The 25,434-nt window shown below is 56.9% G+C and carries 19 protein-coding genes and 4 pseudogenes; 8 read left to right on the top strand and 15 right to left on the bottom strand.

Going from position 1 to position 25,434, the window contains the following annotated elements; translation table 11 throughout:
* Positions 1-208: 208 nt before the first annotated feature.
* A complete protein-coding gene (locus KXJ60_RS14045; RefSeq protein WP_291128988.1) occupies positions 209-916 on the top strand; it encodes a hypothetical protein in 708 nt (235 codons plus the stop codon).
* Here KXJ60_RS14045 and KXJ60_RS14040 read toward each other — a convergent pair.
* A pseudogene (locus KXJ60_RS14040) lies at positions 868-1,089 on the bottom strand (transposase domain-containing protein); the annotation flags it as partial. The gene KXJ60_RS14045 and the pseudogene KXJ60_RS14040 sit on opposite strands and share 49 nt — an antisense overlap.
* Positions 1,090-1,120: 31 nt before the next feature.
* Between KXJ60_RS14040 and KXJ60_RS14035 the strand changes: the two are divergent.
* The 3 pseudogenes from KXJ60_RS14035 to KXJ60_RS14025 form a co-directional block, all read left to right on the top strand.
* Positions 1,121-1,306 (top strand): annotated as a pseudogene (locus KXJ60_RS14035) (transposase domain-containing protein); the annotation flags it as partial.
* Between the two features lie 250 nt (positions 1,307-1,556).
* Positions 1,557-1,655, top strand: a pseudogene (locus KXJ60_RS14030) (IS3 family transposase); the annotation flags it as partial.
* Positions 1,656-1,893: 238 nt separating this feature from the next.
* Positions 1,894-2,052 (top strand): annotated as a pseudogene (locus KXJ60_RS14025) (IS3 family transposase); the annotation flags it as partial.
* Here KXJ60_RS14025 and KXJ60_RS14020 read toward each other — a convergent pair.
* The 7 genes from KXJ60_RS14020 to KXJ60_RS13990 form a co-directional block, all read right to left on the bottom strand.
* Positions 2,049-2,810 (bottom strand): heavy metal response regulator transcription factor, encoded by a 762-nt coding sequence (locus tag KXJ60_RS14020; RefSeq protein ID WP_291128986.1) that lies wholly within the window; start codon positions 2,808-2,810, stop codon positions 2,049-2,051. The pseudogene KXJ60_RS14025 and the gene KXJ60_RS14020 overlap by 4 nt on opposite strands.
* A 242-nt stretch (positions 2,811-3,052) precedes the next feature.
* On the bottom strand, positions 3,053-6,253 hold the full coding sequence (locus tag KXJ60_RS14015; protein WP_291128984.1) for a CusA/CzcA family heavy metal efflux RND transporter: 3,201 nt from the start codon (positions 6,251-6,253) through the stop codon (positions 3,053-3,055).
* Between the two features lie 12 nt (positions 6,254-6,265).
* Positions 6,266-7,570: an efflux RND transporter periplasmic adaptor subunit gene (locus tag KXJ60_RS14010; RefSeq protein ID WP_291129009.1), complete on the bottom strand. Its 1,305-nt coding sequence runs from the start codon at positions 7,568-7,570 to the stop codon at positions 6,266-6,268.
* Positions 7,571-7,577: 7 nt separating this feature from the next.
* Positions 7,578-8,837: a TolC family protein gene (locus KXJ60_RS14005; protein ID WP_291128981.1), complete on the bottom strand. Its 1,260-nt coding sequence runs from the start codon at positions 8,835-8,837 to the stop codon at positions 7,578-7,580.
* Positions 8,838-9,090: 253 nt separating this feature from the next.
* Complete coding sequence (locus KXJ60_RS14000; protein WP_291128979.1) at positions 9,091-9,432, bottom strand: CzcE family metal-binding protein; 342 nt, start codon at positions 9,430-9,432, stop codon at positions 9,091-9,093.
* Positions 9,433-9,540: 108 nt separating this feature from the next.
* Positions 9,541-10,428: a tetratricopeptide repeat protein gene (locus KXJ60_RS13995; protein WP_291128976.1), complete on the bottom strand. Its 888-nt coding sequence runs from the start codon at positions 10,426-10,428 to the stop codon at positions 9,541-9,543.
* A 36-nt stretch (positions 10,429-10,464) separates the two neighbouring features.
* A complete protein-coding gene (locus KXJ60_RS13990) occupies positions 10,465-11,139 on the bottom strand; it encodes a YkgJ family cysteine cluster protein (RefSeq protein ID WP_291128973.1) in 675 nt (224 codons plus the stop codon).
* Positions 11,140-11,697: 558 nt separating this feature from the next.
* On the opposite strand from KXJ60_RS13990, the gene KXJ60_RS13985 reads away from it, so the two are divergent.
* Complete coding sequence (locus tag KXJ60_RS13985; protein WP_291128971.1) at positions 11,698-12,450, top strand: TorF family putative porin; 753 nt, start codon at positions 11,698-11,700, stop codon at positions 12,448-12,450.
* 161 nt (positions 12,451-12,611) lie between these two features.
* Here KXJ60_RS13985 and KXJ60_RS13980 read toward each other — a convergent pair whose 3' ends face one another.
* Positions 12,612-13,667, bottom strand: a complete 1,056-nt coding sequence (locus KXJ60_RS13980) for a porin (RefSeq protein ID WP_291128968.1) — start codon at positions 13,665-13,667, stop codon at positions 12,612-12,614.
* Between the two features lie 333 nt (positions 13,668-14,000).
* Here KXJ60_RS13980 and KXJ60_RS13975 point away from each other — a divergent pair, with 333 nt between their 5' ends.
* Positions 14,001-16,475, top strand: a complete 2,475-nt coding sequence (locus KXJ60_RS13975; protein ID WP_291128965.1) for a heavy metal translocating P-type ATPase — start codon at positions 14,001-14,003, stop codon at positions 16,473-16,475.
* A gap of 101 nt (positions 16,476-16,576) precedes the next feature.
* Here the strand turns inward: KXJ60_RS13975 and KXJ60_RS13970 are convergent, their stop codons facing one another.
* The 4 genes from KXJ60_RS13970 to KXJ60_RS13955 all read right to left on the bottom strand — a co-directional run bounded on the left by KXJ60_RS13970 (position 16,577) and on the right by KXJ60_RS13955 (position 20,608).
* Positions 16,577-16,921: a CzcE family metal-binding protein gene (locus tag KXJ60_RS13970; protein ID WP_291128961.1), complete on the bottom strand. Its 345-nt coding sequence runs from the start codon at positions 16,919-16,921 to the stop codon at positions 16,577-16,579.
* A gap of 224 nt (positions 16,922-17,145) precedes the next feature.
* Positions 17,146-18,480 (bottom strand): heavy metal sensor histidine kinase, encoded by a 1,335-nt coding sequence (locus KXJ60_RS13965; RefSeq protein ID WP_291128958.1) that lies wholly within the window; start codon positions 18,478-18,480, stop codon positions 17,146-17,148.
* Positions 18,477-19,163 (bottom strand): heavy metal response regulator transcription factor, encoded by a 687-nt coding sequence (locus tag KXJ60_RS13960; RefSeq protein ID WP_291128955.1) that lies wholly within the window; start codon positions 19,161-19,163, stop codon positions 18,477-18,479. Before KXJ60_RS13960 ends, KXJ60_RS13965 begins: the two co-directional genes overlap by 4 nt.
* Positions 19,164-19,618: 455 nt before the next feature.
* Positions 19,619-20,608 carry a porin gene (locus tag KXJ60_RS13955; protein WP_291128953.1) on the bottom strand — a complete coding sequence of 330 codons (990 nt, stop codon included), beginning with the start codon at positions 20,606-20,608 and terminating at the stop codon, positions 19,619-19,621.
* A gap of 419 nt (positions 20,609-21,027) precedes the next feature.
* Here KXJ60_RS13955 and KXJ60_RS13950 point away from each other — a divergent pair, with 419 nt between their 5' ends.
* Together KXJ60_RS13950 and KXJ60_RS13945 are read left to right on the top strand one after the other, a co-directional pair.
* Entirely contained in the window at positions 21,028-22,575 is a 1,548-nt protein-coding gene (locus KXJ60_RS13950) for a hypothetical protein (protein WP_291128946.1), read from the top strand.
* A 127-nt stretch (positions 22,576-22,702) separates the two neighbouring features.
* On the top strand, positions 22,703-22,987 hold the full coding sequence (locus tag KXJ60_RS13945) for a CopK family periplasmic copper-binding protein (RefSeq protein WP_291128933.1): 285 nt from the start codon (positions 22,703-22,705) through the stop codon (positions 22,985-22,987).
* 11 nt (positions 22,988-22,998) lie between these two features.
* Here the strand turns inward: KXJ60_RS13945 and KXJ60_RS13940 are convergent, their stop codons facing one another.
* Positions 22,999-24,369: a heavy metal sensor histidine kinase gene (locus KXJ60_RS13940; RefSeq protein ID WP_291128925.1), complete on the bottom strand. Its 1,371-nt coding sequence runs from the start codon at positions 24,367-24,369 to the stop codon at positions 22,999-23,001.
* Positions 24,370-24,384: 15 nt separating this feature from the next.
* A complete protein-coding gene (locus KXJ60_RS13935) occupies positions 24,385-25,065 on the bottom strand; it encodes a heavy metal response regulator transcription factor (RefSeq protein WP_137917541.1) in 681 nt (226 codons plus the stop codon).
* Positions 25,066-25,434: the final 369 nt, after the last annotated feature.

Genomic DNA, 25,434 nt, shown 5'->3' with positions numbered 1-25,434 from the left:
GTAAGCGATTGAGGCGCCAACCAGCAAATCCCATCAGGGACCGCAGTCAAAAGCTGCACTCACAGTCCGAATGTACGGGAGCAATCTTCACCTTCGCGTTGTCACGAATTGAGAGGCTGGCATAGGGGGCGTTCATGTACGCGCGGCGAACACATCTTGACAGCGTGATTGCCGCTTATGCCGTTCGGCAACAATAAGCACTATGGACGTGTACTTCACCGACGCTGCGAGCGTGAGAGACATTTCGAGCCTGCTGCTGGATAACAATGGCCGGCTCCGAGTGATTCCCGCTCAAGTTCTTGAAGATACGACGGCGCAGGAACGGCTTTTGTTCGGCGTGCGCCACGGCCTGTACAGCTTCCCCACAGAAGAACTGTGTGAATTCCTTCGGGCTCGCATCCGAGGCAAAACGACCATCGAGATCGGAGCCGGGCATGGCGCACTCGCAGGGACCCTATCCATTCCCGCGACAGACAACCGTCAGCAAGAAGAAGCCGAGTTCAAGGCGCACTACCGACAGATTAGGCAACCGACAGTGCCTTACGGCGAGGATGTTGAGAAGCTGGACGCGATATCGGCCGTGCAGCGGTACAAGCCGAGCGTTGTCATCGCATGTTGGGTCATGCACCTGTTCGACCCAGACCGGCCTGATGCGGGCGGGAGCATGTTCGGCGTGGACGAGGAAAAGGTCATTGCATCGTGCGACGAATATATCTTTGTAGGCAATGAGAAAGTCCATGCGCACAAGCCCATGTGGGGTATCCCGCATGAGAAGCTCACACCGTCGTGGCTCTACTCGCGCGCCGTAAACGGCAGTCGAGACTTCATCGCCATCTGGCGACGGGCTCAGTACCGGAGCGCGCATAGTCAGACGACTGCAGGAACCGAGCCACGAGACGTCGATGGTGTCCAGTGATGAGGTAGCAGTTCCGAGATTCGCTTTGCAGGCAGCGCCGGTAGCCGCTCGAGAACGTCCTTCAAGTAGGCGTAGGGGTCGTGCCCGTTCATGCGCGCTGACTGGATCAGGCTCATGACTGCGGCCGCGCGCTTGCCCGCACGCAAGCTGCCGGCGAACAGCCAGTTGTTGCGGTTATGTCGAGCTCGGCATAACCGCAAAGCATGGCTCTTCTGCGGCAGCGAACTGGCGGGGCAGCGCGCTGCCGTCGTGATGAGTCTGGTGCAGTCGGCCAAGCTGCACGGACACGATCCGTGGGTCTATCTCAAAAACGTTCTGGAGCGGCTCCTGGCGCATCCGAACAGCCGGATTGATGAGTTGCTGCCGCACCGCTGGACACCTGTGGCCTGATCGTTGACGCGAGGCCGATCGTCGGTGTCAAGGTGGCGTGACCGGCCGTATACTGCCAGGTTGCACATGACGCTGCATCTTCCAGTGGCCAGTTCACGGTGACCACGCCGGCACTGCGCCGCACCTCAATATGGATCGCGCGCGCCACGGGCGGCGAGCTGGTCTCAGGAGGTGGGACCTGTTCAACTGGTGGAGGCAGATTCAACGCAACGAACTCATCCCGGGGCGCTGGCGACAGGGAGCCCCCCACGACTACATTCGCTACTACAACGTAGATCGCATCAAGCTCGGGCTTGGAGGCCTGAGCCCAGTGGCATACAGGATGCGGGCCGCCGCGGCGCCCACATGAGACCATAATTGTCCAAGGTTTGGGGGTCGGTCCAAGTTGAAGGTGGACACGAGCGTCCTATGCGCCTAACGCAGATTCAAGATGGGATGGCTGGCCGCTTACCGTTCTTCGCCAGGTCGATGTCAACAGTCGTAAACTTTATGGTGGACGGCCCCTTCTCGGTTCAAGTGGTTGATCAACATCTCCACTTGGCACGTCGATGCCGTCACGGGTGGGGGCGCTCATCCCATTGCTTACCGACTACGTCAGTCGCATGGACCTCAGCGATGCACACACCGTCCTGGCACAGTTGCCTGAGGCGTTTGAGCACTTCAACGAGGCCCACCCGCCCTCAAGCTTGAGGATGAAATCGCCGCACGAGTTCAGGCGGCGACGGGTTGAGCTGTTACGCCGTTAAAGGTTCTCGGTGGCCTCTGACTGAGGAAAGGTCTCGATGTCCCACAGGGGGTTCTGCCGTTGAGGTTCGGGTTCGGGTTCGGGTTCGGGTTCGTCAAGGACGTACCCCATGCCACGCACTGTTCTCAACAGCTTTGCGTCGAATTCATCATCGATTTTTGACCTTAGCCGGCCCACTGCCACCACTATCACATTGCTCTCGCAGTCGAAGTTGATGTCCCACATGAGCGAAGCAATCAAGGACCGAGGCAACACTTCACCACGACGTCTCATAAACAGCTCGAGAAGCCCAAACTCCTTAGTAGTCAGATCCAGCAAGCGACCAGACCTAGACGCCTTTCTACGCACTAGGTCCAACTGCAAGTCAGCCACTTGGAGTGTGGTGGACTCCTGGGACTGGGCACCTCTGCGGAGAACTGTCTTGATTCGTGCCAAGAGTTCCGAAAACGAAAATGGCTTTGCCAGGTAGTCATCAGCGCCCAACTCGAGGCCTTTCACGCGGTCCTCTATGCTGTCTCTGGCAGTCAAATACAGCACGGGCAAGCGAGGCTTCTTTCGCCTCAAAGAACGAAGGACCGACCAGCCATCGATTCCTGGCAAGTTCACATCCAACAGAACGAGATCGTAGTCACCTTCCGTGGCCTCAATCAAACCCTCGATGCCATCACGCATCAATTCAGTGTAGTAGCCGGCCTCTCTCAAGCCCTGCTTCAGGTACTCGCCCGATTGGACTTCATCTTCCACTATGAGTATCTTCATATTGCGACTGTCTCCGAGGGCGACAGTTTGGCAGTTGAAGGACGCCAATCTCGGAAATGACGAACATGTAATTCAGCTGACATTCCGCCAGGAAGTGACGACGATGCAAGTGCTCTCACGCGATGGAGCGTGAGACATTCGAGCTAGGCCAGCCGTCCAGACGAGCCTCTGCGGTTGATATGTACTGTCTCCATTGCTACGAGCTCATGGCCTTGGCCAGTCCCAAGACCATGAGCGACGCATCATGTTGGTTGGTGCGAAGAGGACGGCAGAACGGGAGACGCCAATTCGTCTTCAGCCTCGTCATCTTCTTCACGCCGATACGCGATCCGATATAGGACCGGCAGCACCAACAGCGTGAGTGCCGTTGACGACAAGATGCCTCCAATCACCACTGTCGCGAGTGGTCTCTGCACCTCTGCACCGGTGCCAGTTGCAATGGCCATGGGAACGAAGCCGAGCGATGCCACCAAGGCTGTCATCAGCACTGGGCGAAGTCGCGTCAAAGCGCCTTCGAAAATCGCGTCATCCAGTCTCGCGCCACCCTCCCTGAGATTTCGGATAAACGAAATCATGACCAGCCCGTTCAGCACGGCCACGCCAGACAACGCAATAAATCCGACAGCAGCTGAGATGGATAGGGGAATATCCCTCAGCCAAAGCGCGAGGATGCCGCCCGTAAGCGCAAAGGGAATTCCGGTAAACACGATGAGCCCATCTCGCACGTTACCGAACATAGCGAACAGCAAAACGAACACAAGGAGGAGTGCCACTGGCACCACGATCTGCAAGCGCTGCGTGGCGGATTGAAGATTCTCAAACTGTCCACCCCAAGTGGTCCAATATCCAGTTGGAATGACCACCCTCTCCTTCAAAGCGGCGCCGGCTTCCTCCACGAACGAACCCAAGTCGCGTCCGCGCACATTGGTGCTTACGACGATTCTTCGCTTCCCATCCTCTCGGCTGACTTGATTCGGCCCGGGGGCCAAGTCAAGTGTCGCCAACTCTGACAGCGGGATAAAGCTCACACGAGAGCTTCCGTTCGCCTGCGTGGTCGCCGGGAGCGTCACTGGCAGACGGCGGATTGACTCCAGATCCCCTCGCATTCTTTCGGGTAGTCGCACGACGATGTCGAATCGGCGGTCTCCCTCAAAGAGAGTCCCAGCATTGCGGCCGCCAATGGCCGTAGCAATGGTGTTCTGGATGTCCCCCACATTGACGCCATAGCGTGCCGCCTTACTTCTGTCGATGTTGATGGAGAGCATGGGCAGGCCCGTGGTTTGTTCCACGTTAACCTCACTCGCTCCGTTGATCGACCCAAGAACTTCAGCGATTTCCTGGGCCGTTTTGTTCAGCACGTCCATGTCATCACCGAATACTTTGACGGCCACATCCGCGCGCACACCCGAGATCAACTCGTTGAAACGTAGTTGAATCGGCTGCGAGAACTCGTAGTTGTTGCCAGGGATTTTGCTCACTCGCTCTTGAACAGCTTCAACGAGCTCCTGGCGCGTCCGCTTAGGACTTGGCCATTGATCCTGAGGCTTCAACATCACATAGGCGTCTGAGATGTTGGGCGGCATAAGATCTGACGCGATCTCGGCGGTCCCAGTGCGGGCGAAGACGCGCTCAATTTCAGGGAACTCTGCCACCAACGTTCGCTCAAGTTGCTGCTGCATCTGAACAGACTGAGACAAACTGGTACCTGGAATTCGCAGCGCCTGGATAGCGAAGTCACCCTCGTTGAGGCTGGGTATGAACTCACTGCCCAAGCGAGTTGCCAAAAGCCCCGACAACACAACGGCCACAGCTGCAGCGGTCAGAACGACGGCCTTCGCGCCCATGGCCCGCTTGAGCAATGGGTGATAGGCGCGACGAGCCCAACCCATAAGACGGTTTTCCTTTTCACCAACCTTGTTGCCAATAAACATGGCCACAGCTGCAGGGATAAACGTGATTGAGAGAATCATGGCACCCAACAGCGCGATCACGACTGTCAGAGCCATCGGATGGAACATCTTTCCCTCCACGCCTGTAAGGGCGAAGATGGGCAAATAGACGACCATGATGATGAGCTGGCCGTAGAGCAATGGCCTGCGAGCTTCCTGAGATGCGGCGAACACCTCGTGGAATCGCTCCGCCTTGGTCAATGGACGACCATGGCGCTCCTGGGCATGCGCAAGACGACGAATGCAGTTTTCCACAATCACCACCGCCCCGTCGACGATGATCCCGAAGTCCAGCGCTCCGAGACTCATTAGGTTGGCGCTCACCTTCTGATTCACCATCCCTGTGAAGGTGAAGAGCATCGAGAGGGGGATGACCAATGCGGTCAGCAATGCCGCTCGGATGTTGCCCAGGAAAAGGAACAACACCGCGATAACGAGTACGGCACCCTCAAACAGGTTCTTCTTGACCGTAGAGATCGCCTTATCCACGAGAACGGTTCTGTCATAGACCGTAATCGCGTGTACACCTTCTGGAAGGTTTTGGTTGATCTCCTCCATCTTCTTCGCAACAGCTTGGGCGACCGTCCGACTGTTCTCTCCTAAGAGCATGAACACAGTACCCAGCACGACTTCGCGACCGTTGTCCGTGGCTGCACCAGTTCTCAAATCCTGGCCAATATCGACCTCCGCGACGTCGCGGATTCGAACCGGAGTTCCGCTATTGTTCGCGAGAACAACATTGCGAAGGTCCTCAAGGCTGCTGACTTGACCAGGCGCTCGAATCAGATATTGCTCGCCACGTCGCTCGATGTAGCCGGCTCCCACGTTGGCATTGTTGCGCTCAAGAGCTTGAACGACGTCAGGCAAAGTTAACCCGTAGGCCAGCAGGCGCTCTGGTATCGGCGCAACCTGGAACTGTCGCTCATAGCCGCCGATGGAGTTGATCTCGGTCACACCTGGCACATTGCGCAGCTGCGGTTTGATGATCCAATCCTGAATCACACGTAGGTCGGTCGGCGTGTACGGTTTACCGTCCGCATTCGTCGCCCCTTCTTTGGCCTCCACTGTCCAGAGGAAGATTTCGCCCAAGCCGCTAGAAATTGGTCCCACAGCAGGGTGAACGCCTTCCGGCAGAGAGCTGACGGCTCCCTGCATTCTCTCGTTCACCAACTGGCGTGCGAAGTAGATGTCGGTGCCATCTTTGAAGACCACGGTGACCTGAGATATGCCGTAGCGCGATATGGAACGTGTTTGCTGAAGGCCAGGTAGCCCAGCCATGACCGTCTCAATCGGGAACGTTACGCGCTGCTCTGTCTCAAGAGGAGAGTAGCCAGGTGCAGCCGTGTTGATTTGCACCTGGACATTGGTGATGTCCGGCACGGCGTCAATGGACAACCGTTGGAAGTTGTACACCCCGAGCCCAACCATTCCGAGCACGGCCAACATAACCAACCATCGTTGTTCGATGGCGAAGCGGATGATGCGTTCAAACATAGTTGGCGGCCTTTAGTGCGCGTGCGTCGCCGAGCTCTTGCCCTGCTCAGACTTGACGACGAAGCTGCCGTCAGCGGCATAGGACTCACCAGCCTTCAGGCCATCTAGAATTTCAACGCGCTGACCGTCAGTGCGTCCGACACGGACAGGTTTTGCGACGAATCCGCCATCAACCTTTGTGAACACCGAGGGCTTGTCTTCCACTGTTTGAAGTGCATTTGCGTCTACTGTTACCGCAGATGCCTTGTCATTTTCATTGGTAAGCACTTCAACGGTCACGAAGAGCCCAGGCCGCCAGGCGCCCTGCGGGTTGCTCAACTCAACCCGAGCGGGAGCTGTTCGAGTTTGCGCACCAATCAGCGATCCGACGAAGGCAATCTTCCCCTCAGCAACGACATCTGCGGCATCGGCCTTCACTCGTACACGCTCACCAACTCGAACCTTAGGAAGGTCACTTGCTCCCACACTCATCTCAGCCCATACCGTTGAAAGGTCGGACAAAGTGAACACGTTTGCATCCTCGCGCACGGCCTCGCCGATGGCGATGTGCTTTTCCACAACCATCGCATCGAAAGGTGCCCGAAGCTCAACTCGACCTAGAGCCCCGGAACCGACCGACGCCCCAAGAGTTTTCAGTTTTTGAGTGGCATTTGCCACTGCAATTTCTGCTTCACGTAGCGCTTGGCGGGCTTGCAATACATCCTGCTCCGGCGAGATCTTCTGCTCCCACAGGGTGTGTTCACGTTCGTATGTTGTCTGTGCAAGCTCACGGCGCTTTGCCGCCGCTTGAAGTTCAGACCTGACCTCTGACACGGTGGAACTGGAAACCACCGCCAAGATTTGGCCGCGAGACACCTTCTGCCCGAGATTTGCGCTCACGCTCTCGACGACACCCGCTGCTCGCGGAACGATGTGCGCGGTTCGATCCTCGTTAAATCGAATCTCTCCAGGGAGCTGCAGCGTGGTACGAATCACAGCAGCGCCACTTTCCTTAATCACGATACCGGCTGCCTTCACCTGCTCGTCCGTCAGAGCCACCTTTTCCTCATCCTCTTTGTGCCCCTCTTCGCTTGCACTGGCAGGTGACTTGCTCTGCTCAACAGAGGTGCTGGAACCAGCTTCCTTGGCTCCTGCTTTGCTGGCACCCCCTTCGACCTGTGAGCTTTCTTCCTCATGGCCATGGCCATCGCTTTCGCCGTGGCTCTCTCCGCCTCGCAGGATTAGGGTTCCTCCGACTGCGCCCAGCACCAGGATGATGGCGATGATGATGAACTGCTTTTTCTCAGGTCTTGCATTCATAGGTGATTTGGTAGCCATGGCAGATTCAATTGAGAGTGTTGTTTCCGAGGAGCCGAGCGACATCTGCTGCCGCTCGATGAGATTCGCCCAAAGAGCGTAGGTACTGGGATCGCGCTTGTAGCAACGTCCGTTGAGCATCGAGAACGTCGAGGTATTCGAACTTTCCAAGCTCAAACCCTTGCGCGGCGGCATTGAAGGCGAGCTGCGCACTGGGAAGGATTTCCGCACTGACGGCGGCCACTTCTTGTGAGGCGATTTCCATTCGCTGTCTTGCAATCGCGAGATCGGCTCGCAAACGCAACTCAAGGGCTCGGGCATCGTCTTCCGACTTATCTCTCAGTCGTAGCGACTCGATGATGTTTCCGCGATTGGTGTCAAACACGGGCAGTGGAATCGAAACCCCGACGATGGCCATCGAGCGACCGTCTTGCTGAGAACGCCGCATGCCGAGGTTTACGGCAATGTCTGGCTTCCGCTTTGCCTGTTCCAAATCCGAGAGCGCTGACAGTCGGCTCGTCTCAAGTCGAGCTTGTCGCATCGTCGGTGAGTTCTCCACGCGAGCCTGCAGGACGTCGATTGGAGGAAGGGTTGGAAGAAGTAGAGCATTTCCATCCAAAGTGTCGAAGGGCACCCCGCCAGCCAGGAGCGCACGCAACTCTTGAAGCTGCGCTGCCAGCTCACCTTGCGCCTGGACAAGTTCGAGACGTACGTTAGCCTCTGCGACCTTCGAGCGTGTCTCCTCCAGGGGAGACACTTTCCCAGCCTGCACTCGCTTGGACGCAGCTTGGCTGCCAGAGCGAGCGATGTTCAGAGACTCTTGCGCCAACCTCACACGCTCCTGGGCTAAAAGCGCAGAGAAGAACGCAGATGTAACGTCGGCCTTCAATTGAGCTTCAGTCGCCTCGCTCTTAACGCGAATAGCTTCTAGTGAGCGCTCCGCCGCGGCAACTCTCGCTGAGCGTTTCCCGCCAAGCTCCAGAGGCTGGCTCCAGGTGACTGTTGTGCTACGCATACCCGATCGGAGGTCCTCCACCTCTAGATCAAGCGAGGGGTTTTGATAGACCCCTGCCTGCATGAGCACGCCTTGAGCAGCTTCTATCTCGCGTCTGGCAGCGGACGACGTGGGGCTGTTGTCGAGGGCAGCCTGCAGTGCGGCACCCAACGTCAGTGGCTGCACCGATTGCTTTGAGGACGCCACTCCCACCGGTGAAGCGCTATTGGGAGCGACTTGCTGTGCGTTCGCTCCAACTCCGACGAGCATCGCAAGCCCTAAGGCGAGCGACATGGGTTTCCTGGTCATTTGGTTTCTCCCGTTGACCTACATATCAATGAACGCATCGAGGCTGCACGGCAAGGCTTTGTTTGGAGCACCAACGGATGACGCAACGTTGCGGCCGCCATCAGATAGCATGTATGTCCTCGTGCTCAACTGGCTCGGAGCTTGTCAAGCAGTGAGGTGCTGCCTCTTTGGAGCAAGCTCTTTTCGACGGATCAGCCTCTACGGAGGTCCGAGCACGTCGCTTGGACAAGAAGACCTGTTACCGGCGATAAAGCTGGTTTCTGGCCACGTAAACGCGGTAGTCGTTGGCAACGAAACCCGAAGGCGCAAACTGCTTCATGTTCCAAGACCGACCATCAAGACCGTTGAAAGTCCAAGCAAACGTCTTTCCGCCTGCACCCTGAAACAAGATGGTTTCGCCATATGTGACGCTGGCGGACTTCGTGGCCGTCACATCCACAACACGTACGTTCTTCGCTTCCACTGCAAGTTGCCCGTAAGGAGACTCGCCGCTACGAAGCGTGTCGGCCGAAACAGCAGTTGTCAGAAGAACGGAAGATGCAAGGGTAATCGCAGCAAGAGCGACTTGGAGTGTTTTCATCGGAGCCTCAGATTGAGTCAGAAAGGAAGCCAAATTTTTCTTTTTGGCACTGACGGAACTGTAGAACTGGCATGTCCACAGTTCGAAAACCGGTAAATGACAAATCAGTCATATTGGGTGCAATGGCTCAGGGCAGCATGAACAACTGATGGCCTCAAAAGGGGTAAACCGTGGCGACAGACGGGCTCGTAGAACTCTGCAGGAATCGCTGCCATCGCAAATCGTCGCGCTCTCGAGTAGCGCGAGAAAAAGCCTGTCTTCGTTCCAGTCGGCAAGGGATTGCACATCGCTGGCCGCTTTCGATACTTCTTCTCGTACACCTGGCTCGCACAGTAGAAACTCGATGGCGGTAGGGGCGAGTTCCTCAGGCCGGCGCCAGGCCTCCGCAATTGCACGCGTCAGCAGGGGGCGTAAGTGACTTAGGCCTGGCGTGACGCGCAGGCGCTGCATGCATTCGGCAAGGCCGATCTTCACTTCTGTTGCCTCCCGAATGGCTAGCGCCTCTTGGTAGCTAGTCAGGGCCTGCAGTGGCTGCCCCAAGCGGTTAAGCACCAAGCCCAGGTTGCAATGGGCCTCGAGAAATCCCGGCGCAGACGAGATGGCTTGGCGGTAGTGAGAGGCGGCTTGTTCAAACTGGGCGTGCCGCATGTGAACGAGCCCCAGGTAATAGTGGGCTTCCGGGAACTGCGGGCGCGCCAGCGCGGCCCTCTTGAAGAGTTCCAGAGCATCGCGAACATCTCCGTTCTCACAAGCCAAGACGCCCAACAGATACAGCGCATCCGGCTGTGCCGCATCGGACCGAAGGATCGTTCGACAAAGGCTCGCAGCTGCAGGCGCCTGTCCTGACTCGACAAAGCTCCATGCCTGATTCAATGCATCGACCGGGCTGGGCGCTTGTTCTGCATCAATGGGAACCCAGTCAGCCAACATGCAGCAATGCTTGTACTTTTTCCCGCTATAGCACGGACACGGCTCGTTACGCCCAGCTGCGCTCATGTTTCCCCTCTACATAGGACGACTTGCTCCACGATTTCAGTCGTCCTCAGCCATTAGCGGAAAGACAATCTCACCCTTGAACCAACGCTCCTCGCAGGATGGGTCTGTCAGTGCTGTAAGAAGTGCCTCACCGAGCTCGTGGATGGAAAGGGGGCTCTTGGCCTTTGCATACGCTTCTCGAACACCACTGATGAGCGCCAATGACTTAAGCGCCAACTCGCCATCTTCCAGCGCACTAATTCCTGGTCTCTTGCACTCCTCGACATCCAGGGATAAGTACTTCCTGCAAGTTGACGGTCTGTTTTCGTAGACGGAACAACGGTCGTCATTTAGCAAGGGGCAGTTCATCCAGTGCCCTGCCCTACGGACACCTTGTGACCTTTGAACATGAAGACGAAGTCGTTCAGTCACTAGGCTTAGCTGTTCGCCTGGTAGCGCCCGCAGCCTTCGAGCCAGAACAAAAACCTCAGGCGGGAAGACTTCAATACGGAAGTTGCAGCAATGCGAGCACCCTGGTTTGCAGTCGAAGCGCACATCTGGTCTCGCTTGAACTCTTGCTACCAGCTCGTCTATCTGCCCATGAAGGGTATGAATCGCATGGATGGCGAAAGTCTTGTTCTTGTTTACCGAAAGCATCTGGCGATAAGTCTTCTGCTGCCTTTCGGCGATAGCTCTGACTTCGGCTTGACGCTCCTGGGAAAGAAACTCCACGGATAGTTGTCCTGGGATTGAGAGCACGGCGTCAAACCGCACCAGAGAACAAAGCCATCGGACCTGACATCACAGTGGACGTGGGCCGAGTGAACGTTTAGAGACTTGGCGGTCCATCGGATCGCTTCCCGGTTGCCAGCGGCAACCGTCATCTGTTGGACTTAATTTAGAGAGCGAACCGGCACAAACCGACATCCGAACGATGACAAATGCGTCACCTTCTGCTTAGGTGTCAGAAGAGCAAAGTCGCTTTCAACCTAGCTCCGACCGGTGGAATCGGTCCGTGCCAGCAGTGGTCACCTAGGTCGGACTGAGAAACGGCCGAACATGCAATGGGGAGTTGCACGAGGGGAGTTGCTTTCAAGTTGTTGAATCGAGCCATTACCGCCAAAGACGCTAGCGTTTTATCAAATTCAATGAAGTTTTCTCTTGGTGAAACGGTATGCCATAGGAAGCTGTCTACGTCGAGTCCCGTGCCCTAGTTGCTTGCAATCAAGGGTGGGGGTCAAAAGCTCCGACTCGGCTTTTATCTGTTCATCACCACTTGAAAGCTCACTCATGAAAACAATCATCTCCCCCAAGACTCTGGCCGTCCTTACCTTGGCTGCGCTCCCCATGCTAGCCAGCGCACAACTGAGCGCGAACGTCAGTCTCGTCACCAACTACAAGACGCGCGGTCAAGACCAAGACGTGCGGGAAGGCAAGCTGCGGCCTGCGTTGCAAGGCGGCTTTGACTACGCCCACGCAAGTGGTTTCTATGCCGGAAACTGGAACTCGACCGTCAACTTCCAGACGAGTGCCACGGGCCCGACTGCGAACCTGGAAAGCGATCTTTACGCCGGCTACAAGTTTGCAACCGGCGAGCTCGGCTGGGACGCCGGTGTTCTGCGCTATCACTACACGGGCGCCAGCGCTGCGAACACCACTGAGGTGTATCTGGGCGTGGGTTGGGGCCCTCTGAGCGCCAAGTACTACCACACCGTTTCTGACGACTATTTCAATGCTGCGGGTTCCGCGCTCGGGTCGGGCTTGAAGGGCAAAGGCACTGGCTATCTGAACGTTTCTTACGCTCAAGAAATCGCGCCAAACTGGACCTTGAAAGCGTCGCTGGGCTACACCTCATACAGCAGCGACATCGCGCTGCCCAACTACGTTGACTACAGCGTTGGCGCCGCCTACGACCTGGGCGATGGCTTCTCCGTTTCGGGCGCCATGGTCGGCGCGACCAAGAAGAACTCGTTCCTCGGCAAGGTGGATGGCAAATCTGTGAACGCGAACACGTTGGTCGTGATGTTTACCAAGTCCATGTGACCCTCTAGGGTGGACTTAGGTCGAAAGAAAGGCTGACACTGTCGCCCGAAAACGCACGATAAAAAAGGGCTCAAGAGCCGTAAGGTTCTTGAGCCAATTCCACGGGGAGCATCTTATGCGCCGCAGTACAGACCCCACATCTGACACTGCGACTGTTTTTATCAGAACGAGTGACGAAGGCCGATGGAGTAGCCGGTTGCAGTATCACCAGCAGCGATGAGCGGAGACGCCAGGGAAGATGAGGAGACTGCGAAGCCGCGATTGGCGTTGCTGTCGTTGCTCACACGAGCGAGCAGACCGTAGACAACAGTGCGCTTGGACAGCTTGTGGATGTAGCCAAGACCCAGTTTCGATGAGTCGGCGTCGACTTGGTTGCGGGTGTTGAAGCGCGTGTAGCCGACACGGAACTCACCCGACTGGCCCACCGGGGCCGACGCACCCAATGTGTATGCATTGACACCCCACCCCGCGCCACGCTCGGTGGCAATCAACAGCATGGGCTTCACGAAGCCGAGGTCGTACGACGCGCCGAGGTTGAGCGCTTTGTAAGTCACCTCCTGGATAGCAGTGCCTCCCTTCAGCTGTGCATAACCCAATGCGATGTCGAGCGGGTTTGATTGATAGCCCACGCGAGCGGAGACAAAGTTGCCACGGCTGTTGTTCGGCTCGCTGCTGGCTCGTTCGCCCAATCCGTATTGCACCTGGCCGTGGAAGCCGCCCATCTTGGGAGTCAGGTAAGAAACGATATTGCTTGCGCGCTTGGAGTGACTACCCTCTTGCGTGCCAGCAGCTACCGTTGCGTTGCCGAGCATGTTGTTGGCACCGCTCCCAGCCACTCCGATGTCGCCGAACGGGTCGAAGGTCTCGACGGTCAGATAGGACGCGAGCTTATCCCGGCCAAGTCGAACCTCGCCAAAGTCGCCCATCAAGCCAATAGTGGAGCGTCGATCAAAGCGAAATGTTGTACCGCCGTTGTCAACGGCAACGCTGCCTTCAAGCCAGAAGCTAGCCTTGAGGCCTCCGCCCAGGTCTTCCACACCTCGAAAACCAAGACGGCTGCTAGATTGTTCACCACTGGAGAGTCCCGTGACGCTCGCGCTGTCGCTGGACAGTCGCGTCACAGATGCGTCGACAACACCGAAGAGCGTGGTGCTGCTTTGCGCAAACGCCCCTGCAGTAGTCGCGAGAATCGAAAGGGCGATGAGAGAGTGTTTCATGTCGTCTATTGCTGTGCAGTTGATTTGGACCGTGTTCCGATGCGACCTACATCGCAAGGACTCGGTGGAACGACAACCCAAGTCGGGCTGACACAACTGATTAGACCGACGCAATGTGACAAAACGAGGACGAAAACACCTCTGGCGAGCTTTGCACCATGGATAGAAATTATCTAACGTGAATGTGACGCGAACGTGACTTTTGCGATATTTTCTTGGTGCGGGTGTCAGCCGTTCAAGAATCAAGCTTTCACGAGCTTCTTCGCACACCTGCTGCGAGCAAAGTTCAGCTCTTTTCTATTCAACTCAGTCGTATGGAGCGACCATCACGTCATGTCTGAAAAGCTTCGCGTCGACCTCCCTGTTCTTCTGCCGAGCATTCCTGGCGAAGCAGATGCCTGCGTTGAGCGGCTGCAACGGCTGCTGCGCAATCGGCCAGGCGTTGACGAAGTGCACGTGCGGCCTGGCGCCGCAGAAAAGCCGCCGCAGCTATGCATTCACTATGACCCGGACCAGCTTTCGTTAACGCGCATTCGTGAACTTGCGAAAGCAGCTGGCGCAGAAATCTCTAGCCGCTTCGGCCACCTGCAGTGGCAACTTGACGGGGTGAACCATCAAAGGAAGGCCGGGTCGGTGGCCGACCGTCTGCAGAAGATGGAGGGCGTTCTTGAAGCTCACACCAATGCTTCAGGGCTCCTGCACATCGAGTTCGACCGCGAGAAGACCTCGGAAGAAGTAATACGCGCCGAACTCTCAAGCCTTGGAACGAATCCGCGCGAGGCGGAGGAAGACCATAGCGCCCATAGCCACGACCACGGTGACCACAAACATGCTTCCGGCGGCCACGAAGGACACCAGCATGGCGGCGTGTTCGGCGCGAACAGCGAAATGATCTTCGCGCTGATTTGCGGAGTGCTGCTCGGTGCGGGAGCAGTCACGGAGAAGCTACTAACGGGCGCACCATCTTGGCTTCCACTTGCTTGTTACGTCGCTGCGTACTTCTTTGGCGGCTTCTATACATTGCGAGAAGCCATCGATAACCTTCGACGCAAGCGCTTCGAGATTGACACCCTGATGTTGGTCGCAGCTGCCGGCGCAGCTGCTCTCGGGTCATGGGCAGAGGGCGCGCTTCTTCTGTTTCTGTTCAGCCTGGGCCACGCACTTGAAAGCTATGCCATGGGTCGGGCAAAGCGCGCCATTGAGGCACTGGCAGAACTAGCGCCAGACACGGCCACCGTTCGCCGCGATGGGCAGACATCTGAGATTGCGGTGGAAGAGCTCGTGGTCGGTGACGTCGTTTTGGTGAGGCCAAATGAGCGCCTTCCCGCCGATGGATTTATTCTGGTTGGCACAACAAGCATCAACCAGGCGCCCGTCACTGGCGAGAGCATGCCCGTTGACAAGCGACCGGTGGATGATGCTGCCGTCGCTCGCGCTAGGCCCGACTCCATCGAATCAGCCTCCCGCGTGTTCTCGGGCACCATCAACGGTGCGCATGCCATCGAAATTGAGGTGACTAGGCGCTCCACAGATTCGACACTGGCCCGAGTGGTCAAGATGGTCAGCGAAGCGGAGACGCGCAAGTCTCCGACACAGCGATTCACGGACCAGTTCGAACGCATTTTTGTACCTGCTGTTCTGTTGTTGGCGTTCCTACTGCTGTTTGCCTGGGTGGTCGTAGACGAGCCATTCCGCGATAGTTTTTATCGCGCCATGGCGGTTCTCGTGGCTGCGAGTCCATGTGCGTTGGCAATTGCGACGCCTAGCGCGGTGCTGTCAGGCATCGCCCGCGCAGCGCGAGGCGGCGTTCTGATAAAGGGGGGCGCTCCTCTTGAAGAGCTCGGCTCCCTCAATGCAATGGCATTTGACAAGACCGGCACACTGACGGAAGGCCGCCCGCGAATCACTGATGTGGTGCCAGCTGAAGGTGTCACCGAGGCGGAACTGCTCGCTGTGGCGGTTGCAGTCGAGTCCCTGAGCGACCATCCGCTTGCTGCCGCGATAGCGAAAGATGGTCGTGAGCGCTTGGGGCAGCAACCCATCCCAACCGCCAGCAATCTCGAAAACTTGATTGGACGCGGGGTGACTGCCACCGTGGGCGGGCAGACAGTCTGGATTGGCAAGGCAGAACTCTTTGGAAGCGATGGCATCGCCCCCTTGGGTGCTTCGGCCGCATCCGCCATTGAACGTCTGCGTGAAGCAGGTCGCACATCCATGGTTGTGCGCAAGGGTGAGCGTGATCTCGGTGCCATAGGACTGCTTGATACCCCACGCGAAGGCGCACGTGATGCACTGAAGCAGCTTCGAGCGCTCGGCATCACCCGCATGATCATGATCTCCGGGGACCACAAGAAGGTGGCAGAAGCGGTCGCCCGCGGGGTAGGCCTCGACGAGGCCTGGGGCGACCTAATGCCCGAGGACAAGGTGGAAGCGATTCGCAAGCTTCGCGAAGAAACCAAGGTGGCAATGGTTGGCGACGGCGTCAATGACGCGCCCGCTATGGCCAACGCGACCGTGGGCATCGCTATGGGCGCTGCAGGCTCAGATGTGGCACTTGAAACCGCCGACGTGGCTCTTATGGCCGACGACTTGAGGAACCTTCCTTTCGCCGTAGGCTTGAGCCGCCACACGCGTTCGGTAATTCGTCAGAACGTCTTTGTGAGTCTTGGCATCGTTGCGGTTCTAGTGCCTGCGACCATCATGGGTCTCGGCATTGGAGCAGCCGTTGCCGTTCATGAGGGTTCAACACTTCTGGTCGTTTTCAACGCACTGCGCTTGCTGGCCTACAAGGACCGCGACAAGAAGTAGAACGGGCCACACACCATCCGTGTGCAGCCCGTCTACTTCAAGCGGCTGTCGTGGCGTACCACCCCGACAGCTTGGATTTTCTCATTCCAAGCGATGAGCGCTCAACTGCGATACAACGGATTGCGGCTCACAAACACGCGGAACTGCTTGTCGGAGAAGCCAGCGGGGGCAATCTTGGCAAGATCCCAGGAACGGCCGCCAACACCATTGAAGGTCCAGGTGAACTGGTTGCCTCCATTGCCGAGAAAGACGACGGTCTCACCGTAAGAAACATTGGCGTAGCTGGACGTACTCAGGTCGATAACACGTGCCGATGTCGTAGCAGGAGCGGGTTGGCCAATCAGCGCCTGCTCCTTGCTAGAAATGCCTGCAGCGGCGGCGCTGGCCAGCGTGGCTGCAATCGAGACTGCGAAGGCGGCTTGACGGAAGGAATGGAGTTTGGACATGTAGGACCTCAAAAGTGATTTGGAAAGCCTCTCAAGTGAGGCAACAGCTGCCGTTTCGGCACTGAAAAACACTGTATGAGTTGGTCAGCAACAACATGAAGTCATCAAAATGACAAATCAGTTATTCTCGTAGAATATGCGGAACAGTGACCGCGCCACCGACGGGCTGCGCGACTAAAGCTCTCGTTGGACAGCCCTCACTGTGAGGCCAAACGGATGCCGGCCTACTTCGCGAACCGCTTCAGAAGGATGCCCACGCTGGTGATGCCGCTGCTCGATGCAGCCATGGTTGTGCCACCATGCATACGCGCAATGGCCGCAACAATCGAGAGGCCGAGACCGTGGTTCTTGCTAGCGCCGCTGCGTGATACATCGGCTCGGAAGAATCGGTCAAACATCTTGGAGAGCGTCTGCTGGTCGATCGGAGCCCCACGATTTTCGACGAGAACTGTCACCTGCTCGAAAGCATCGGGCTCAATCCTCACCACTATGCTCGAGCCTTTTGTGGCATAGCGGGTGGCATTGCTGACCAAGTTGGAGAACGCGCGCTGTAGCAGCTGTAGGTCGAACTCTCCATCGACGTCCCCCTTCACCTCAAGGGTTAGTCCAGCATCATCGAGAGTAGCTTCGTGATACTCAGCAACACGTCGCACGACTGCCGCGAGGCTGGGGGTCGATGTGCGACGCGCAACTGCCCCCCTGTCCGCTTGCGAGAGAAACAGCATGTCGTGCACTATCCCAGCGATGCGCTGCAAATCCTCCAGATTCGAACTGAGCAACTCACGTATCTCGTCCGGACTCTTGGATGAATGCATCGCCAGTTCAGCACCGCTCATCAACGTCGTCAGTGGTGTCAACAACTCGTGGGCCACGTCAGCGTTGAAGCCCTCCATTTGTTCGTAAGACTGGTCGAGACGGGCCAACAAATCGTTGAATTGCGCAATCAGCGGAGCGAGCTCGTCAGGCTGTCGTGAACCATCCAGTCGGTGGTGCAGCGTTCCTGCCGTGAGCACTTGTACCTGGGCCGAAAGTTCACGCAAAGGCCGCAGTCCTATCCATACCAGGAAAGAACCGCCGAAGGAAATCAGCAGTACGCCTCCCACCGCCGCCGCAAAGAGAATCCATGCAATGCGCCGCAACACCAGAGCGTCGCCACCTACATCCAGCGATAATTCTGTGCGAAGCATTTGCTGGCCAGGCTTCGGGGAGTCGAGGTTAAACTGAATCACTCGCCGCTCACGCCTCGATGAAGGCAGCAGTTTTTCGTGGAAGATTGCCCCATCTGCCTGCGCCACAGAAAGCCCGAGCTGGGGATGGCCAACCATTAAATCGTCGAGCTCGTGCTTGAGCTTGACATCATCGCCAGTGCGGGCGGCCTCGGTGGCAAGATACGTGAGAAGGGCCTGCTTCTGACCCAACTCCTCCAGCTGGCGCGCCGCAAATGCGTAGTGTGTGGCCCCGTACACCGTCGCGCATACGATTAACAGCCCTCCCAAGCTCTGCCACGCAAGCCAGACCGACAGCCGCCGTCCTAGCGAATTTGCGCCCTTTTGATTCATTCTTGTCGGCGTTCCAGTATATAGCCGACGCCGCGAAGCGTGTGAATCAACGGGCTGTCAAATGGGACATCCACTTTGCTACGCAAGCGTCGGACCGCAGCGTCCACCACATTTGTGTTGCTGTCAAAGTTCATATCCCACACTTGCGAGGCTATTTCGGTTCTCGAAAGTACTTGACCTTGCCGTCGAAGGAGCAAAGAAAGAAGGCTGAACTCTTGAGATGTCAGGAGAATCTTCTGCCCTCGGCGAGACACCTTGCGGCCGACTAGGTCAACTTCAAGGTCAGCCACGCTAAGTGACGTGAGTTGCTCAGCCCCTGCTCCCGTCTGCTCTCGTCTCAGCAATGCCTGAACCCGGGCAACAAGTTCAGAAAATGCAAAGGGCTTGACCATGTAGTCGTCTGCACCAGTGTTCAGACCGCGTACTCGGTCTTCCACTTTAATTCTGGCAGTCAGCATCAACACCCGCGTGCGCTTACTCTGGCGCAATGCGGCCAACAAGCCAAGCCCGTCGATGCCGGGAAGCATCCCATCCAGAACGATGAGGTCGTAGTCGGACTCCATCGCGAGATGCAGGCCATCAATGCCGTTGTGCGCAAGATCCACCACGAAGCCCGCCTCCTCGAGCCCTTTTCGAAGGTACTCCGCTAGCTTGACTTCATCCTCAATCACCAACAGTTTCATGTGCATCAAACCTCAAAAAATGGTCAACCCAGGTGGCGCACAGAGATGTGCTTAGCACGCCGCCTCTCAGGCGCGATGATTGGACACCTTTTTTCAAGTGGCGTTCCCGCCAGGAGATGGCCAGACCACTCGCCGCTCAAGATGCTGCTGAGCCACGAATCGCCGGTAGATCTTTGCGTTCGGAAGCAAACCCGCCTTGCTTGTACAGGGGGTGGCCACCTTCCCATATGGAGCTCGTGGAAGTGTACGTATCGCAAAACCCTTGTCAGCGGTACGGCCAGGAGTGGCAAAGCGCCATCTTCCAGAAAAGCAGGACCATTCACTTTTGATACCGACGCGACAAGAGAAGGCCTTAGCCTGAAAGGCAAAAGGCCTCGCATCCCTGGAAGGAACTTGAGGCCTTTCTATTCCGCAGTTGACTCTCGGCCCGTCGGGCTGCCGAGAGTGAGCGAAGCTTAGAAGTTGTGGCGGATACCCACGGCAACTGAGCTGAAATCGGCACCGGCGACACCAGTCATGTATGTAGCGTTGCTGTTGTTGTTTACACGTGTGTAGTACCCGTAAACCTTCGTGCGCTTGCTCAGGTTGTAGTTGTAGCCCAGCGTGTATTGGGTAGCATCGCTGTCTGCAATGTTCTCGTATTCGCCTGCACGGCCCACGTTCACATGAAACTCCGAGGCGCCAACGCTGTAGGCAGCCGCCAAGCGAAGGTTGTTGCGCGTTCCAGCTCCGGTAGGCCGAATCTGATTTGCGTCATCGTTGCGCTGGTAGTAGCCACCAAGCGTAAATTGGCCAACGGTATACAGCGCGCGCAAAGAGAGCTGCTTGTTGCTGTCAATGACGCTGTACCCTGCGCCAAGGTCCAGCGCACCCATGGCGTAATTGGCAGCGAAGTCGTAGCCGTTCTTGCCACCGGTACCGGGCGCTTGCTCATGCAGAACGACCGAACCTTCTGCAGTGAAGCCACCGATGTTGGGGGTGCGGTAGGCAATCGTGTTGCCAGTGCCGGGGCCACCGAACCACACCGGGTCGTAGTACAGGGCGTCAGACGAGGAGCCCGTATCGTGGTTGTGCAGGCTGACGTAGTCGGCAGAAGCGTAGTACGAGGCGGGGAAGAAGTTGCCCAGGCGAACGGTACCAAATCCGCCCGACAGGTTCACTTCGCTGTGGCGACCGAAGAGCGCACCACTGCCAACACCGGTGTCCGACTGGAAACCGCTTTCCAGCTGGAAGCCAGCAGTCAGACCGCCACCGAGATCCTCAACGCCCTTGAAGCCAAAGCGCGAGCTGTTGTTGGCCACAACCGTGGTCTTCACACCACCCACATCTTGGCGTTCCACCGTGGTATTCACACGGCCGTACAGCGTCACGCTGCTTTGGGCAAAGGCGGCGGTGGTCCCGAGGAGGGCAAGCACGGCCATTGCCGAACGATTGAACTTTTTCATGAGGTTTCCTTTACGCTGAAAGCTCTATTCAGAGACTAGTTGGGGGGACGAATCGCATCTCGCATGTTGGCCAAATGCCACCGAAGAAGAACAAACAAACTTGATGGCTGTCTGACCAAGCACATGACGACGGTGCGTACCCGTGACTATGTTCACATCTACGCATGAACGCCCCCCCCCGCGCCTAGTTGAGGAGGATTCGCTAGCGATTTGCCCGAAAACAAGCAAAATTCGTTGCCCTATTCGCACGCGCCAACCCAGACAATCCTTCCAGCGTTGTGTTTTTCCGTCACTACGTACGAGAAGTTCAAATCATGAAGATAACAGTTTGGTGACAACATCGTCATCAGCGCGAAAGCTCGTGGAAACCAGCATCTCGATAGATTCCTCGTCAGGTTTCTATGGGAGTTCTGAAGAACATGCGACGTCAAGACGTTCAACTGCTGGCCCTTGCGAGACAAGGGGACTTGGATGCGCTATGCGAGGTTGGGCAACGCTACTTGCAAGGTATGCAGGGCTTTCCCCAATACACGGACCTAGGCCTAAAATACCTATCTCACCCAGCACTTTCTACTTCGGAGCGCTCCGCCAAGATAATTGCGGAAGGACTTTCGCTTGGCGACATCGTCCGGCGCGACTTGGCCCTCGTACTGGCCGCCGCAGCAAGCGCTGGTTCAGCAGCTGCTTGCCTCAAGCTGGGTGTATGGCGTGGGTTGACGCAGTGGGACGAGGAGCCTGCTCTTGAGCTATGGGAGCGAGCCCAATCCTTAGGGAGTGAGACGGCCTCGAGGGCTCTAATCGCGTACAAGAACTCCGATGACAACCGTCTCCTATCGGCACTGACAACGTTTGTTGAGGAGCCCGACATTGCGACAGAAAGCACCGTCGCACACGCACTCTGTGAGGCCACCCGTGCAGTTGACTCTGCGCTCGTCATTCAACGTCTAAAATTTGCTATCGCGCTGCCGTTGGAGCGGGGCCCTGAGTTGTGCGATGCAATTTGTGATTCCCTGGTCTTCCTGCAACGCAACCAGGTGTCTCTACCCGAACTTGACAGTGCGACGCTTCATGCCGTCCTGGAGGACTGTGTGGCCCGAAGAAACGCCGAAGCGGCTTTGCTTTTGGGGCGCGCGTCTTGCGGCATAGACACTGCATTTGCGTTGTCCGAGAGTCTTGTGCCCAGACGGAATCTTCGAGGGGGTACCGCGCTACTACTTCGTGCGGCGGACGCCGGTTTAAGTGAGGCCTGGCTGCTCCTCCACAGAGTTCACTCGGACGGCCAAGGCTCCGTGGCGAACCCTCAGGCAGCTCTCTTTTTTCTTGAGAAAGCAGCAGCCAGTGGAAACGCCAATGCGCAACGCCAGCTCGGCGCCATGATTCTCAAATCAGCTACTGGAATCGCAGAGCAGGAGCTTGGGCTCCACTGGATGTCGCAAGCTGCAGGCCAAGACGACGCAATTGCGAAAAGTCTGCTGCAGTCGTTCGTTCTTCCCGTACAAGGAACCGACGAAGACGCTCTACATGTCATTGAGGAACTAAAAAAAATCGACCCCTGGGTCGCACATCGCTTGCGCGTCTCGAGGCATTTTGGATTGACCAAAGCTGAAGCAACGTGTGTAGACGTTGTGTCCGGCGTCAGGTCTTGGGGACTGGTTGTTTCAAGCGGCGCTGCAGATCGCAACCAGAGAACCAGGTTTGGCCGAGCGATACCGGCGCTAAAGGGTCAATTTGTCGACAGCTTACGAGAGTCCGCCGACTTCTTTCGACTTGCTGGTGAGGGCCCGGTGCTCTCCAACGCGGAACAGCGACAGCGATCGCAGAAGCTTCGATATCGACTTGACCGCAGCGGCGTCAACGAGTCCATGTTTTTCGCACAGGTCCCCACATCAACTCTCACTTCCCTTCGACAGGGATCCAGCTGGGCGCAAGGGGTACGGCAAACCTTGCGGACCGCGATTGCCAACTGAACGCCTTGTCCTGACAAAAAAGTAATGCTCAGGCGGCGCTTTCGTCACTGCCATCTGGGTAGATTAAGGGGGTACGCAGGTACTCCGAGGCAATCGTGCTGTTCGGACAATCAAAGAAGGAACACATATGAAAACGAAACTTGCCATCGCGGCTCTCGCTCTCGCCTCCACTTCGGTTTTCGCCGGACATGCCGCTGTCGAGGCTGCCAAGGAAATCATTCCACTCAAGGACGGAGGCAGTCTCTACATCTTCCCTGATGGAAAGATGGGCAAGGAGAGCCGTGTAGGTATCGCCGTGTATTTGAAGAAGGGCGAAGTTCTGCAAACCGCAGATGGTCGCTCATATCCTGTCACGAGCAACGAAGTGGCCCGCATGGACTATCTTCTGAACAAAGACCACAGCAACAACTGAAGCTGGTTCACCTAGTGCGATGGGGACATCACCTTCTCAAACTCGAGAACAAAGGTGTTGGCCCCAGCTAGAGACCTCAGTTTGACTTGACCGTGGTGGGCTCTCATGATGGCTTTGGTGATAGCAAGGCCGAGGCCCAGTCCTCCAGCATCTTTTACGCTCGGAGAAGAAAGCCGCACGAAGCGGTCAAAGAGCGAAGCTTGAGAGGCAACGGGAATCTCTTCCCCCCGATTGGTTATCGCTAGACTGGCCTTACCTTCCGCTGTGCTGATGCTGATATCGATGGTGGATGCGGGCCGTGCATATTTGACCGCATTTGACAGCAGATTGCTGATGGCCCGACGAATCATCAGACGGTCACCTTGCACGAAGGCGGAGCCCTTGACTGCAAAGCTCAGCGCCTTTTCGCTTGCCGTAACGTCATAAAAGTCAACCAACGATTGCGACTCCACATCGAGCTCGACCAGTTGGACAGATGGCAGAGCGTGCATGTTCTCCGTTCGTGCCAGGAAGAGCATGTCCGAGATAGTGCGAGCTTGGTCTTGCAGTTCTTCTGATATCGTCTCAATCGTGCTTCGGTACTCGTCACTGGTTCGTGATTGAGCCAGCGTGACTTGCGCGACGGTCAGAAGGTTGCTGACTGGCGTTCGCATCTCATGCGCCAGATTCGCCGAAAAGGCGCTCAGGCGGTCGAAGTCGCTTTGGAGGCGATCCAGCAAGCCGTTCAATGAGTTAGCAAGTTCGCGCATCTCCTTTGGCCAACTCTGTGCTGAGATCCGCTCTGACAGCCTATTTGCATTTATTTGTTCTGCTCTTGCTCTCATCGTAGTGAGCGGCTGTAGGCCGCCTCGACTCGCTAACCAGCCGAGCATCGTGCCCACGATCACCGCGAAGCACACATACCCCAAAGTCTTCATGGACAGAACGTCGAGGAAGTCCGTGTGCTGGCGTGTGTCTACTGCGGCAATCGCTGAGAGCTTCCTTAAGCCGTCCCCGCCTAGACTAACCTCAAAGCGTTTGGCATGAAAGCTGTGGGCTGTCCTTCGCCAGTCTTTGACCTCCCCAGCGTTGGCGAACTCTTCTGCTAGGCCCGCTGGCAACTGCAAATCTCGATGTTCAAATAGGTCACCAGTGTCGCTGAGCACTTTGATGTAGAGCCCAGCATGCCCGGGCATGCTTGTGGCAAGCCACCCCCTCAGCTCATCCTCTGTCCGGCTATTTCGCGCCGCCTCAGCGACGAGCTGGACCTTACCCTGCAGCAACAGCTCGTCCAGCTCGTGAAACCGGCTGCTTGTTTCCCGAAAGACCAGCCACGAGAATCCGGCTAAGACTACCGCCAGCACGCAGGCGAATAGAATCGTCAATCGAACGGTCAACGACATAGTTCTCAAACACTTTCAGGGCTCGGGTTCGTCAAGCACGTAGCCCATGCCACGCACCGTTCTAAGCAGCTTGGCGTCGAACGCGTCATCGATTTTTGATCGGAGCCGCCCCACTGCGACAACAATCACATTGCTCTCACTGTCAAAGTTGATGTCCCACATCAGCGAGGCTATCAAGGTGCGCGGGAGGACCTCTCCTCGGCGCCGCATGAAGAGCTCAAGTAGCCCGAACTCCTTCGCTGTCAGGTCCAAGCGGCGGCCCGCCCTGCTAGCCCGTCTACGCACGAGGTCCAACTGCAAGTCGGCCACTTGGAGCGTTGTGGCTTCCTGGGACTGGGTACCTCTGCGCAACACCGTCTTTATGCGTGCGAGAAGCTCGGAGAACGAAAACGGCTTGATCAGATAGTCGTCTGCTCCCAACTCAAGACCTTTGACGCGGTCTTCAATGCTGTCTCTCGCGGTGAGGTACAGAACCGGCAGATGAGGCTTCTTTCTCCGCAACGAGCGCAACACCGACCATCCGTCAATTCCAGGCAAATTCACATCCAACAGCACTAGGTCGTAGTCACCCTCCGTAGCCTCGTGCAAGCCGTCAACTCCATCCCGCATCAACTCGGTGTAGTACCCCGCTTCTCTCAGACCTTGCTTGAGGTATTCGCCCGTATGGGCTTCGTCCTCCACGATAAGAATTTTCATATGGCGACCGTCTCCAAGGCTCGGCAGTTTGGCACGTGAAGTTCTTCAATCCGGAATGTGACGAACATGTAATTCGGCTGACAGAGCGCTGTTGCACTGCAATCCCCAACAACGTCCTGGCCGAGGGAAGCCAGACCCCTGCGGTGCTATGGCAGTCGGCAATGGAGTTGCTTATCGGTAGGCCTTGCCTCCAGAGTGGAGGAAGTCGTGCAAAACCGGGGCTGGTCATCCTGCGATTGCCTAGTGGCTGGAGTACGCCCCTAGCGAGGGTCAGGCACAGCTTGCCTTCGACCCGCACATCTGCTCTCGCCTGCAGCCTGCGAGCGTCTTTTCGAACTATTCAAAGAACCGCTGGCAGCGAACAGATGG

It is taken from the genome of Hydrogenophaga sp., from assembly GCF_019264445.1.
Classification (GTDB): Bacteria; Pseudomonadota; Gammaproteobacteria; order Burkholderiales; family Burkholderiaceae_C; genus Hydrogenophaga.
The sequence above is the reverse complement of the archived record's forward strand: the minus strand, read 5'-3'. Positions and strand labels throughout refer to the sequence as shown.

Excerpts from the sequence above, each read along its gene's own strand:
- KXJ60_RS14000 (WP_291128979.1), bottom strand. The coding sequence starts at position 9,432 with ATGAAAACACTCCAAGTCGCTCTTGCTGCGATTACCCTTGCATCTTCC.
- KXJ60_RS13980 (WP_291128968.1), bottom strand. The coding sequence starts at position 13,667 with ATGAAACACTCTCTCATCGCCCTTTCGATTCTCGCGACTACTGCAGGG.
- KXJ60_RS13950 (WP_291128946.1), top strand. The coding sequence starts at position 21,028 with ATGCGACGTCAAGACGTTCAACTGCTGGCCCTTGCGAGACAAGGGGAC.
- KXJ60_RS13935 (WP_137917541.1), bottom strand. The coding sequence starts at position 25,065 with ATGAAAATTCTTATCGTGGAGGACGAAGCCCATACGGGCGAATACCTC.
- KXJ60_RS14015 (WP_291128984.1), bottom strand. The coding sequence starts at position 6,253 with ATGTTTGAACGCATCATCCGCTTCGCCATCGAACAACGATGGTTGGTT.
- KXJ60_RS13960 (WP_291128955.1), bottom strand. The coding sequence starts at position 19,163 with ATGAAACTGTTGGTGATTGAGGATGAAGTCAAGCTAGCGGAGTACCTT.
- KXJ60_RS13970 (WP_291128961.1), bottom strand. The coding sequence starts at position 16,921 with ATGTCCAAACTCCATTCCTTCCGTCAAGCCGCCTTCGCAGTCTCGATT.
- KXJ60_RS14005 (WP_291128981.1), bottom strand. The coding sequence starts at position 8,837 with ATGTCGCTCGCCTTAGGGCTTGCGATGCTCGTCGGAGTTGGAGCGAAC.
- KXJ60_RS13985 (WP_291128971.1), top strand. The coding sequence starts at position 11,698 with ATGAAAACAATCATCTCCCCCAAGACTCTGGCCGTCCTTACCTTGGCT.
- KXJ60_RS13965 (WP_291128958.1), bottom strand. The coding sequence starts at position 18,480 with ATGAATCAAAAGGGCGCAAATTCGCTAGGACGGCGGCTGTCGGTCTGG.
- KXJ60_RS14020 (WP_291128986.1), bottom strand. The coding sequence starts at position 2,810 with ATGAAGATACTCATAGTGGAAGATGAAGTCCAATCGGGCGAGTACCTG.
- KXJ60_RS13995 (WP_291128976.1), bottom strand. The coding sequence starts at position 10,428 with ATGAGCGCAGCTGGGCGTAACGAGCCGTGTCCGTGCTATAGCGGGAAA.
- KXJ60_RS13945 (WP_291128933.1), top strand. The coding sequence starts at position 22,703 with ATGAAAACGAAACTTGCCATCGCGGCTCTCGCTCTCGCCTCCACTTCG.
- KXJ60_RS13955 (WP_291128953.1), bottom strand. The coding sequence starts at position 20,608 with ATGAAAAAGTTCAATCGTTCGGCAATGGCCGTGCTTGCCCTCCTCGGG.
- KXJ60_RS13975 (WP_291128965.1), top strand. The coding sequence starts at position 14,001 with ATGTCTGAAAAGCTTCGCGTCGACCTCCCTGTTCTTCTGCCGAGCATT.
- KXJ60_RS14010 (WP_291129009.1), bottom strand. The coding sequence starts at position 7,570 with ATGGCTACCAAATCACCTATGAATGCAAGACCTGAGAAAAAGCAGTTC.
- KXJ60_RS13940 (WP_291128925.1), bottom strand. The coding sequence starts at position 24,369 with ATGTCGTTGACCGTTCGATTGACGATTCTATTCGCCTGCGTGCTGGCG.